The sequence below is a fragment of the Nocardia sp. NPDC060220 genome, assembly GCF_042727815.1.
Lineage (GTDB): Bacteria > Actinomycetota > Actinomycetes > Mycobacteriales > Mycobacteriaceae > Nocardia.
Genome location: NZ_JBHWZY010000193.1, coordinates 1 through 9547, shown reverse-complemented (window position 1 = coordinate 9547; position 9547 = coordinate 1). Strand labels below are relative to the sequence as shown.

Annotated in this window: 12 protein-coding genes; 3 read left to right on the top strand and 9 right to left on the bottom strand. The window is 68.6% G+C overall.

The genetic code is table 11. From position 1 onward, the window contains the following. A partial coding sequence (locus ACFWF3_RS12745; protein WP_379313810.1) for a Fic family protein occupies positions 1-434 on the top strand: 434 nt, incomplete at its 5' end. 94 nt (positions 435-528) lie between these two features. Here the strand turns inward: ACFWF3_RS12745 and ACFWF3_RS12740 are convergent. Beyond that, on the bottom strand, positions 529-1503 hold the full coding sequence (locus tag ACFWF3_RS12740; protein ID WP_379313809.1) for a hypothetical protein: 975 nt from the start codon (positions 1501-1503) through the stop codon (positions 529-531). A 103-nt stretch (positions 1504-1606) separates the two neighbouring features. Between ACFWF3_RS12740 and ACFWF3_RS12735 the strand changes: the two genes are divergently transcribed. Continuing rightward, the gene (locus ACFWF3_RS12735) at positions 1607-2215 is read left to right on the top strand and encodes a TetR/AcrR family transcriptional regulator (RefSeq protein ID WP_378993884.1); all 609 of its coding nucleotides are present in this window, start codon (positions 1607-1609) and stop codon (positions 2213-2215) included. Between the two features lie 109 nt (positions 2216-2324). Then, a complete protein-coding gene (locus ACFWF3_RS12730; RefSeq protein WP_379313808.1) occupies positions 2325-3077 on the top strand; it encodes an LGFP repeat-containing protein in 753 nt (250 codons plus the stop codon). 1 nt (position 3078) lies between these two features. Here the strand turns inward: ACFWF3_RS12730 and ACFWF3_RS12725 are convergent, their stop codons facing one another. The 8 genes from ACFWF3_RS12725 to ACFWF3_RS12690 all read right to left on the bottom strand — a co-directional run bounded on the left by ACFWF3_RS12725 (position 3079) and on the right by ACFWF3_RS12690 (position 9452). Then, the gene (locus ACFWF3_RS12725) at positions 3079-3684 is read right to left on the bottom strand and encodes a response regulator (RefSeq protein ID WP_379313807.1); all 606 of its coding nucleotides are present in this window, start codon (positions 3682-3684) and stop codon (positions 3079-3081) included. Continuing rightward, positions 3681-4844, bottom strand: coding sequence for a sensor histidine kinase (locus ACFWF3_RS12720; protein WP_379313806.1), 1164 nt, complete (start codon positions 4842-4844; stop codon positions 3681-3683). Before ACFWF3_RS12720 ends, ACFWF3_RS12725 begins: the two co-directional genes overlap by 4 nt. A 92-nt stretch (positions 4845-4936) precedes the next feature. Continuing rightward, positions 4937-5722: an ABC transporter permease gene (locus tag ACFWF3_RS12715; RefSeq protein WP_379313805.1), complete on the bottom strand. Its 786-nt coding sequence runs from the start codon at positions 5720-5722 to the stop codon at positions 4937-4939. Between the two features lies 1 nt (position 5723). After that, positions 5724-6647 (bottom strand): ABC transporter ATP-binding protein, encoded by a 924-nt coding sequence (locus ACFWF3_RS12710; protein WP_379313803.1) that lies wholly within the window; start codon positions 6645-6647, stop codon positions 5724-5726. Positions 6648-6722: 75 nt separating this feature from the next. Then, complete coding sequence (locus ACFWF3_RS12705) at positions 6723-7076, bottom strand: YbjN domain-containing protein (protein ID WP_243655106.1); 354 nt, start codon at positions 7074-7076, stop codon at positions 6723-6725. A gap of 77 nt (positions 7077-7153) precedes the next feature. After that, positions 7154-7969 carry an isoprenyl transferase gene (locus ACFWF3_RS12700; RefSeq protein ID WP_378637531.1) on the bottom strand — a complete coding sequence of 272 codons (816 nt, stop codon included), beginning with the start codon at positions 7967-7969 and terminating at the stop codon, positions 7154-7156. A gap of 53 nt (positions 7970-8022) precedes the next feature. Next, positions 8023-8805: a DNA repair protein RecO gene (gene recO, locus ACFWF3_RS12695; RefSeq protein ID WP_101463905.1), complete on the bottom strand. Its 783-nt coding sequence runs from the start codon at positions 8803-8805 to the stop codon at positions 8023-8025. Positions 8806-8852: 47 nt separating this feature from the next. Next, positions 8853-9452 (bottom strand): TetR/AcrR family transcriptional regulator, encoded by a 600-nt coding sequence (locus ACFWF3_RS12690; protein ID WP_378993872.1) that lies wholly within the window; start codon positions 9450-9452, stop codon positions 8853-8855. Positions 9453-9547: the final 95 nt, after the last annotated feature.

The window sequence follows — 9547 nt, the reverse complement described above, 5'->3', positions numbered from 1 at the left end:
GCCCTCGCCGGTTCTACAGCCTGTCCGCCCAGATCCAGCGCGATCGCAAAAACTACTACGCCATCCTCGAAAGCACCCAACGCGGCGACCTCGATGTCACCGCCTGGCTGCTCTGGTTCCTCGATGCGCTACTCCAGTCCATCAACAACGCCGACCGAACCATCGACGCAGCGCTCGCGAAAACCCGCTTCTGGCGCACGTGGCACACCGCGGCGATGAACTCCCGTCAGACCGAAATGCTCAACCGAATCCTGGACGGTTTCAACGGAAACCTGACAACCCGCAAATGGGCGATCATCACCAAAACGTCCCAGGCCTCCGCCCTCCGCGACATCAACGAACTCATCGAGCTCGGCGCCTTGCGACGCTCCGACTCGAGCGGCCGAAGCACATCCTACGAACTGACGGAAATCGCCGAGCCGAACACGGAGTAGCTGCCGAATCTCCGCAGCCACAGGCTCCGCTCGACATCAGAGCCAAAACGCTCCGCACGAGAGTTGGTCGTGCGGAGCGTTTTCGCGGGGCGGGTCAGGCGGGTACTGCCACCGGTTCGGGAGATGTGGTCGGCGTGGTCAGCTGGCGGGAGCGGAGGGCGCCGAGGCCGAGGAGGGCGACTCCGCCCGCGGCCCAGGCGAGTAGGACGGTGAGGGGGGCGAGGGCGCCGGCACCGTCGAAGTAGGCGACCGAGCGGAGCAGGGCGGCGGCGGCGCCCGGGGGGAGCAACTGGCCGATGGTGCCCCAGGGCTGGGGCAGGAGTTCGGGGGCCGAGGTAGCGGCGGAGAACGGGTTGCCCACCAGCAGCATGGTGAGGGCGCCCAGGCCGATGCCGGGGCGGCCGATCGCGGCGGCCAGGCCGACGATGACGGCGGCGACGGTAAAGGAGGCCAGGCCCGCGATGGCGGCCAGTTCGAGGTAGGAGCCGGGCAGGATCGAGAGCCAGGTGTGGAAGATCAGGGTGCTCAGGAGCCCGCCCGCGATACCGAAGGCGGCCAGGCCGGCGAGCCGGGACCCGAAGGCGGGGACCAGCAGGGTGAGCAGGATGCCCGCTGCCATACCGGACATGACCAGCGGCAGGACCATCGAGCCGAAGCCCGCGCCGCGCTGGTCGTCGGGATCGACGGCGATCACGTCCTCGACCGGAGCGACGGGGATACCGCTGAGTTGTTGCGCCACGGCGGTGAGCTCCTGGGCGACGGCGGGCGAGGCGGCGGAGGCGACCAGGACCTGCGGTGCGCCGTTGCCGGTGACGACAGCGCCGTAGATCTCGTTGTCGGCCATCGCGTTTCGCGCCTGCTGCGCGTCGGCGACGGTGATGATCTCGAAGGCCTCGGGATCGCGCTGCCGCAGTTGCTGGGCGACCTGGACGGAGCCAGGACCCGCGACGGCGATCGGCAGATCACGCGGGCCGATATTGACGGCGGGCCAGGCGAATGCGATGAGCATCAGGGCCTGGATCGCGGTGGCCGCGAGGCCGAGAGCTACTGCTCGGCGGGTGATCGTCATGCGATTTCTCCCATTAAAGCGAATGTTCGTTCTTTTTGATGTTCCTACCGTGACACCGCCCACCTCGCTTGTCAAGAACGGACATTCGTTTTACTTTTGACCCATGCCCAGAGTCAGCGAAGAACACCTGGAACGCCGCAGGCAGCAGATCCTCGACGCCGCGCAGCTGTGCTTCGCCAGGAAGGGCTTCCACGAGACCTCGATGCAGGACGTATTCGCCGAATCGCAGATGTCGGCGGGGGCGGTCTACCGGTACTTCACCAGCAAGAACGAGATCATCGCCGCGCTCGTGCAACGCACAATGGGGCCGCTGCGCGAGCGGCTCGCCGAGATCATCCGCACCGAGACCGCGCCTCCCCCGGCGGAGGTCATCCGACTGCTGACCACCGAGATCGTCAAACGCAGTGGGCCAGAGGGACCGCTGCGGCTCGCCCCACAGGCGTGGGCGCTCGCGCTGGTCTCGGACGAGGCGGCCGTCCCGGTACGCGCGGCCATCGCGTCGATGCGCGCGTTGTGGTTCGAGTACGCGGACCGATTGTGCGAGTCCGGCTGGCTGCCACCGGGCACCGATTCCGACGCGATCGCCAAAACGCTCATCGGGCTGCTGCCCGGCTTCATCCTGCAGCACCTCCTGCTCGCCGATGTCGACCCGGAGGATTTCGCCCGCGGTCTCGAGGTCATGCTGCCGGGACCTCCGCACCATCCCCGGTGAGCAAGGCCACTGTTGCCACCGCCGCCGAACGGGTAGGTTCGGGTGCGGCACCGGAGGGGGTCCCGAGCGCCGGACATCGTTGAATACCGATCCGACCAGGGAGTTTCCTGTGACTTTGCACCGTCGAACCCTTCGATCACGCGGCCTGACCGCGCTGGCAGCCGTGACCGTCGTGGCCGCGCTGCCCGCGGCGATGGCAGGCACCGCGCAGGCCAGGATGATCGGCGGATTCGAGGTGGGCGGCGCGATCGAGACCGAATACGACCAGGCGGGCGGCCCGGCGCTGGGCGAGCCCACCTCCCAGGAAGCCGACGCGGCAGCCGGCGGCAAGTACCAGACCTTCGCCAACAACGCGGCCATCTACTGGCATCCCGACACCAACGCCAACACCGTCTCGGGTCAGATCCGGGACAAGTTCGCCGAGACGGGCAACGAGTCGGGCAAGCTCGGCTACCCGACCACCCGCGAGGAGTCCACCCCGTCGGGCGGTGGTCGCTTCAACCACTTCCAGAAGGGCTCGATCTACTGGTCCGTCGGCACCGGCGCACACCAGATCAGCGGCCCGATCCGCGACAAGTGGGCGGCGCTGGGCTGGGAATCGAGCCCGCTGGGCTTCCCGCTCACCGACGTGTCCGCGGCGGGCAAGGGCGACGGGCAGTTCACCATGTTCCCGACCGGCGCCATCTACTGGACGTCGAAGACCGGCGCGCACGCGGTGTGGGGCAGCATCCAGGCCGACTGGATCCGCGCGGGCGGCGAAAACGGCCGCTACGGCTATCCCACCAGCGACGAGTACGACTACCAGGGCGGCAAGGCCCAGGATTTCACGGGCGGCAAGATCACCTGGAAGCCCGAGCGCTGAGCTACAACCAGCCCTGACGCTGCGCCGCCAGAATCGCCTCCGCGCGGTTGCGGGTGCCGGTCTTGCCGATGGCGGCCGAAAGATGGTTGCGCACAGTCCCTTCCGAGAGGTGTAAGCGCTCCGCGATGGCCCCGGCCGCCGAACCGTCGGCGGCCGCGGCGAGCACCTGACGCTCCCTGGCCGTGAGCGGAGAGGTTCCGGCAGTGAGGGTCTCGGTCGCCAGCGCCGGGTCGACGACGCGTAGTCCCAGATGTACCCGGCGGACCGCGTCGGCCAACTCCCGTGCGGGAGTGTCCTTCACGACGAACCCGCTCGCGCCCGCATCGATGGCGCGGCGTAGGTAGCCGGGGCGCCCGAACGTGGTGACCATGAGGATTCGCACGCGCGGGTGTTCGGCGTGCACGCGGGCGGCGACCTCGATGCCGTCCAGGCCGGGCATGTCGATGTCGAGCAGTACCACGTCGGGGCTGGTGCGGGTCACCGCGACCAGGACTTCGTCGCCGCGGCCGACCTCGGCGACCACTTCGAGGTCGGATTCCAGACCGAGCAGGGCGGCAAGCGCGCCGCGCACCAGTGCCTGGTCGTCGGCGAGCAGCAGCCGGATCATCGGACACTCCCTTCCGCGGGCACTGTCGCCAGCAGGCCGACGCCGCCGCCCGGTGGCGTCGACATGGTCAGCGTGCCACCGGCCGCGCGCAGTCGCTCGGCCAGCCCGCGCAAACCCGAACCGGACGGTGCGGTGACGTCGCAGCCACGACCGTCGTCGGTGATCTCGATGCTGTTCTCGGTAACGACCACGGTGCAGTGCTGGGCCGCACTGTGGCGCACGACGTTGGTCACCGCCTCGCGCAGTACCCAGCCGAACAGCTCACTGTGCCGAGTGTCCACCATCGTCGAATCGGGCAGTACAGCAACGATCTCGGCCGCGGTCAGTGCGGTGTGCGCGGTGGCGAGTTCTCGGCGCAAGCTCACCTCACGCAGACCACCCACGGTGTCGCGCACCCCGGCGAGCGCCTCGCGGGCCAAGCGTTCCACATCGGCGAGTTCGGTCTTGGCGCGCGCCACGTCGACATCGATAAGGCGTTGCGCGAGTTCGGTTTTGATGGTGATCACCGTGAGGGAATGGCCGAGGATGTCGTGCACATCGCGGGCGACCCGATTTCGCTCGGCCTCGATCGCCAGGTCGGCACGCTGACGGCGGGTGATCGCCTGTAGTCGCCTGCCGCGCAAGCCGATCTCTCTGGCGAGCCAGATCACCGGTGGAATCACCGCGAGCACCAGCGCCGTGCCACCGAGCCACCGACCCGGCGCGAACACGGGCATCGCCACCATCGTCGCCGATACCGCCACCACCACGACCAACGAGAGCCGGGTGGGCAGCGAGAATATCGCGACCGCGGCGATGTAGAGCACGGTCGGGAGCGCGGCCGCGCCGAGCAGCGCCATCATCACCACCGACAACGCGGCCATGCCTGCGAGCAACGGCCAGATCCGCGGATCGACAGACCGCGGATCGTCCTGCTCGTCCCAGTCGAGTCGGCGGAAGACGACGAACGCCGTCACGATCAGCCCGCCGAACGCCAGCACGGCTGCCGTCGCACCGACCGACCGCACCGTGCCGTGCTCGACCCAGCTGTCGTAGATCTGCGGTACCAGGTACAGCAACCATCCCGCCGCGAGCGCGGCACCGAACCACCCGCGGCGCATGCCGCTGGTATCGGTCGCCCCGGTGCCGAACACCCGGTCGACGAAGTCACCCGAACTCACGAGCAATCCCTTCTCACAGCACTTGCGCAACCACGCGGGCCGACCCGGCGAGTACCGACGGTACCCACGAATCGGCCCGCGTGATCGTTCGTTCAACGAGCGGTGTCCCGGCGGAACAGCGCGGCCGCGCCCACCACGAACACCGCGGTCCACGCGACGACATTCACCACGGCCAGCGCGATGGTGCCCGCACCGGTGTCACCGAACGGGGTACGCACCAGGGTGGCGACCCCGTAGGTCGGCAGCACCTTCGACACGGCGGCGAACCACCCGTGGATCGGGAAGAACAGCCCGCCCGCGAACGACAGCATCGCCAGTCCGGGGCCGAGCAGTTGCATGACGTTCTCGGAGGGCAACAGGTAGCCCATGAGCAGACCGAAGGCCGCGAACACCAGCGAGCACACCCAGGCGAGCAGGAAGCAGGCCACCCAGGCCACCGGCGTCAGGCTCGCACCGCAGAACGCGCCGACGACGAACACCGTCGTCACCGCCACCAGCCCCAGCGACATCGCGACCGCGATCTTCGTCGCCACGTAGGCCACCGGCCGCAGCGGTGTCAGCCGCAGCTGGCGGGTCCAGCCGTGGGCACGTTCGACCGCCACCATCGCGCCGCCGCTGGTAGTCGCGAGCAGGGCGCCGTAGAGCGCCATCGACACCATGATGTAGCCGGTGACGTTGCCCGAACCGAAGGACTCGTCCCGGTTTCCACCCTGGAGACCGAAGATCACGAAGAACACCGGCGGCATGATCAGGGTGAAGATCAGGGTGCGCCGGTTGCGAAGCATGCGGCGAAGTTCGAGCGAGAGAAAAGCCGGGCTGAAGCCGCCGAGGCGAGGTGTGCGCATCGGTTTCGTCGCGGTGCGGGTTGTCTCGATCATGTCAGCGCTCGCCTTCGGGTGCGGAGGTCAGCGCGAGGAACGCCGATTCCAGGTTGTGGGTGGTGATTTCGATGTCGTGGGCCGCGGTGTGGGTGAGCAGGAAACGGGCGATGTCATCGGAGTCTCTGGCCTGCACCAGGATTCGATCACCGCGCAGCTCCACCTGCTCGACACCGGGCAGCGCGGACAGGTGAGCCGGGTCGGCACCGGGCAGGGTGGCCGCCACGGTCCGGCCGACGGTCAGGTTCTTGATCTGGGCGGCGCTGCCGTCAGCGACGATACGACCGGCACGCACCAGCACGATCCGGTCGGCGTAGGCATCGGCTTCGTCGAGATAGTGGGTGGCGAACAGCACGGTGCGGCCGCTCCCGGCGTCCTCGCGCATGGCCGCCCAGAAATCGCGTCTGCCCGACACGTCCATGCCGGTGGTGGGTTCGTCCAGCACGATCAGGTCCGGATCGGGCAGCAGTGCCAGCGCGAACCGCAGCCGCTGCTGCTGGCCACCCGAGCACCTTCCGACGAGGCGGTCGGCGATATCGGCGATGCCCGCCCGCTCGAGGACTTCCGGCGCCGGCCGCGGCCGGGCGTGCAGGGCGGCGACCAAGCGAACGGTTTCGCCGACGGTGAGGTCGGGCAGCAGCCCACCCGACTGCAGCACCGCGGCCACCCGCCCGGCCCGCACGGCATCCTCCGGCGCTTCGCCGAAGACCGCGACCGTGCCCGAATCGGGAGCGGTCAGGCCGAGGAGCAGGTCGATCGTGGTCGACTTACCCGCACCGTTGGGGCCGAGGAAGGCGACGATCTCGCCCGGCGCCACGGTCAGGTCGAGACCGTCGACGGCGCGGACCGGACCCGTGGTTCCGGGAAAGGATTTGCGCAGGTCGCGCAGCTCGATGGCCGCGCTGGTTGTTCGTGGTGAAGGCATGGTTCAAGATTCGCGCGAACGAGGCCGCGAAACCTGAGCCGACTGTCACCATTCGCCCATGACAGGTGTCACGGGTTACGGCGCGAGCAACCCCTGCCGGGCTCGGCTCGCACCGGACAGCGCGAGCAGCAGCATGGTGGTGAGTGCCCCGTCGTCCAGACCTTCGGCGGGGAAGGTGTAGCGCAGAATGACGTCGCCCAGCTGACCACGAGCGATCAGCGTGACCGAGCCGAACTGGATCTCGTTGTTGCGTTCGGCGACGCGCTTGTGCAGGGCCGCCTTGAGCGGACGATCCCAGGCCAGCACGCTGGTCAGCGACAGCACGGTGAGGCCGGGCGCGAGGGTGACGGCGCGGATCGAGCACAGGGCGCCGTCGTATTCGAAGCCCAGCGACCCGTCCGCGTCCACCCGCACATCGACGTCCTGCATCTGCAGGCACGCGCCGGTGCGCGCCTGCAGGTCGATTTCGGGTGAGACCGTGGTATCCATCTCGGCTCCGTCGTCACTCATTTGGCGCCACCGAAGCGGCGATCGCGCTTGGCGTATTCCAGGCACGCGTCCCACAGGTTACGCCGGTCGAAGTCGGGGAAAAGCGTGTCCTGGTACACGAATTCGGCGTAGGCCGCCTGCCAGATCAGGAAGTTCGAGCTGCGGAACTCGCCGGAGGGGCGAAGGAACAGATCGACATCGGGCATATCGGGTTCGTCGAGGTACTTCGCGACGGTGGCCTCGTCGACCTTCTCCGGGTCGATCTCGCCCGCAGCCACCCGGCGCGCGATTTCCCTTGCGGCGTCAGCGATTTCGGCACGACCACCGTAGTTGACGCACATGGTCAGCGTCATCACGTCGTTGTCCTTGGTGAGCTCTTCGGCCACCTCGAGTTCCTTGATCACGCTGCGCCACAGGCGGGGCCGACGCCCGGCCCAGCGCACCCGCACACCCATCTCGTGCATCTCGTCGCGGCGGCGGCGGATCACGTCGCGGTTGAAGCCCATCAAAAAACGCACTTCGTCGGGGCTGCGTCGCCAGTTCTCGGTGGAGAAGGCGTAGGCCGAGAGCCACTTCACGCCGATCTCGATGCACCCTTCGACGGAGTCCATCAGCACGGCCTCGCCGCGTTCGTGTCCGGCGGTGCGCGGCAGGCCACGCTCCTGGGCCCAGCGGCCGTTGCCGTCCATCACCAGCGCGACGTGGTTGGGGACGAGCTCGGGCGGGATCGCGGGCGGACGCGCGCCGGAGGGATGCTGGGACGGCGGCCGCACGGTGCGGGTGCCGTCCTTGCTCGCGGGAGAGGAGTCACGACGCAGGATCACGGCGTCCATCCTGCCTGATCGCCGGGTACGGGCTGCACGGGCTCCGGCTTCGCGCCGTTTGCTCAGCCGACCCGGCCCACGACTGCGGCGTCGGGCCGGTCCGCGGGTTCGATGCGGGATCGCTCGATCAGCGGCAACGTGCGCAACTGGCGCTCCAGATGCCACTGCAGGTGGGCGGCGACGAGACCGCTGGCCTGGCGGCGGACGTTGTCGGGAACGCTGTCGATGTAGGCCCACTCCCCCTTCAACAGGGCGACGAGCAGATCGAGCACCCCGGTGATGGGCGTGCTCGCGCCCGGCGGACGACAGTGCACACAGACCGCACCGCCCGCTGCCACATGGAAGGCGCGGTGCGGGCCGGGGGTCGCGCAGCGGGCGCATTCGTCGAGCGCGGGCGCCCACCCGGCGAAACCCATGGCGCGCAACAGGTACGCGTCCAGGATCAGTTCGTGGGGTCGCTGTTTGGCGGCGATCGCGCGCAGGGCACCCGCGGTGAGTACGTGCAGTTTCGGGGCGGGTGCGCGTTCTTCACCCGCGAGACGCTCGGCGGTTTCGAGGATCGCGCACGCGGTGGTGTAGCGGCCGTAGTCGTCGATGATGTCGGCGGCGAACGCCTCCACGGTGATGACCTGGGTGACGATGTCGAGCGTGCGCCCGGGGTGCAACTGCACATCGATGTAGGAGAACGGCTCGAGCCGCGCCCCGAACTTCGATTTGGTGCGCCGCACCCCCTTCGCCACCGCCCGGACGAGCCCGTGTTGCCTGGTCAGGAGCGTGACGATGCGATCGGCCTCGCCCAGCTTGTGCTGGCGAACCACTACCGCCTCATCCCGATACAACCGCACGCGCCCAGTCTTCCATGTGCGCCCGACACCGCGGTCACGGACACGGATCAGGACTGGAGCAGACCGGCGATGAGGAGCAGCAGCGATTGCTGGGTTTCGATGCGAGCACGGTCGGGGTCATCGGCGTGGGCGACGATGAGCGAGGCTTCGGTGATGGCGCTGAGCAGGAGTTGCGCGAGTACCGGAACGGGGGCGACCGGGATCAGGCCCGCGTCGGTGGCACGTTGCAGTTCGTCGGTGATGAGGCCGAGTCCGTGGCGAGCTTCGAATTCGCGGAAAGCGGGCCAGCCGAGGACGGTCGGGGCGTCCATCAACACGATGCGCAGCATTTCCGGGCGAGCGCAGATGTCGAGAAAACGCGCCAGACCCGCGGTCATGCCACCGATGATGTCGGCGCGGTCGACAGCGGCGACAGCGCTCGCGATCTCCTCGGTGGCCTCGGTCTCGACCTGTTCGAGGACCGCGAGGAACAGTCCGCGCTTGTCGCCGTAGTGGTGGTGCAGGGCGCCGCGGGTGACACCGGCGGCGGCCACCAACTGCTCGGCCGACGTACCGGCGAAGCCGCGCTCGGCGAACAGGCGACGGCCTGCCTGCTCGAGCGCGGCTCGGGTGACCCGGGAGCGATCCTCCTGACTACGGCGCTGCATGCAGCCGAGTGAACTCCACGATCAGTTCGGTGAGCAACTCCGGCCGGTCCTCGGGGATGAAAGTGTAGGAATTGTCGAGGGTGCGCAGGCTCGCC

Excerpts from the sequence above, each read along its gene's own strand:
- ACFWF3_RS12690 (WP_378993872.1), bottom strand. The coding sequence starts at position 9,452 with ATGCAGCGCCGTAGTCAGGAGGATCGCTCCCGGGTCACCCGAGCCGCG.
- ACFWF3_RS12710 (WP_379313803.1), bottom strand. The coding sequence starts at position 6,647 with ATGCCTTCACCACGAACAACCAGCGCGGCCATCGAGCTGCGCGACCTG.
- ACFWF3_RS12740 (WP_379313809.1), bottom strand. The coding sequence starts at position 1,503 with ATGACGATCACCCGCCGAGCAGTAGCTCTCGGCCTCGCGGCCACCGCG.
- ACFWF3_RS12715 (WP_379313805.1), bottom strand. The coding sequence starts at position 5,722 with ATGATCGAGACAACCCGCACCGCGACGAAACCGATGCGCACACCTCGC.
- ACFWF3_RS12700 (WP_378637531.1), bottom strand. The coding sequence starts at position 7,969 with ATGGACGCCGTGATCCTGCGTCGTGACTCCTCTCCCGCGAGCAAGGAC.
- ACFWF3_RS12705 (WP_243655106.1), bottom strand. The coding sequence starts at position 7,076 with ATGCAGGACGTCGATGTGCGGGTGGACGCGGACGGGTCGCTGGGCTTC.
- ACFWF3_RS12735 (WP_378993884.1), top strand. The coding sequence starts at position 1,607 with ATGCCCAGAGTCAGCGAAGAACACCTGGAACGCCGCAGGCAGCAGATC.
- ACFWF3_RS12725 (WP_379313807.1), bottom strand. The coding sequence starts at position 3,684 with ATGATCCGGCTGCTGCTCGCCGACGACCAGGCACTGGTGCGCGGCGCG.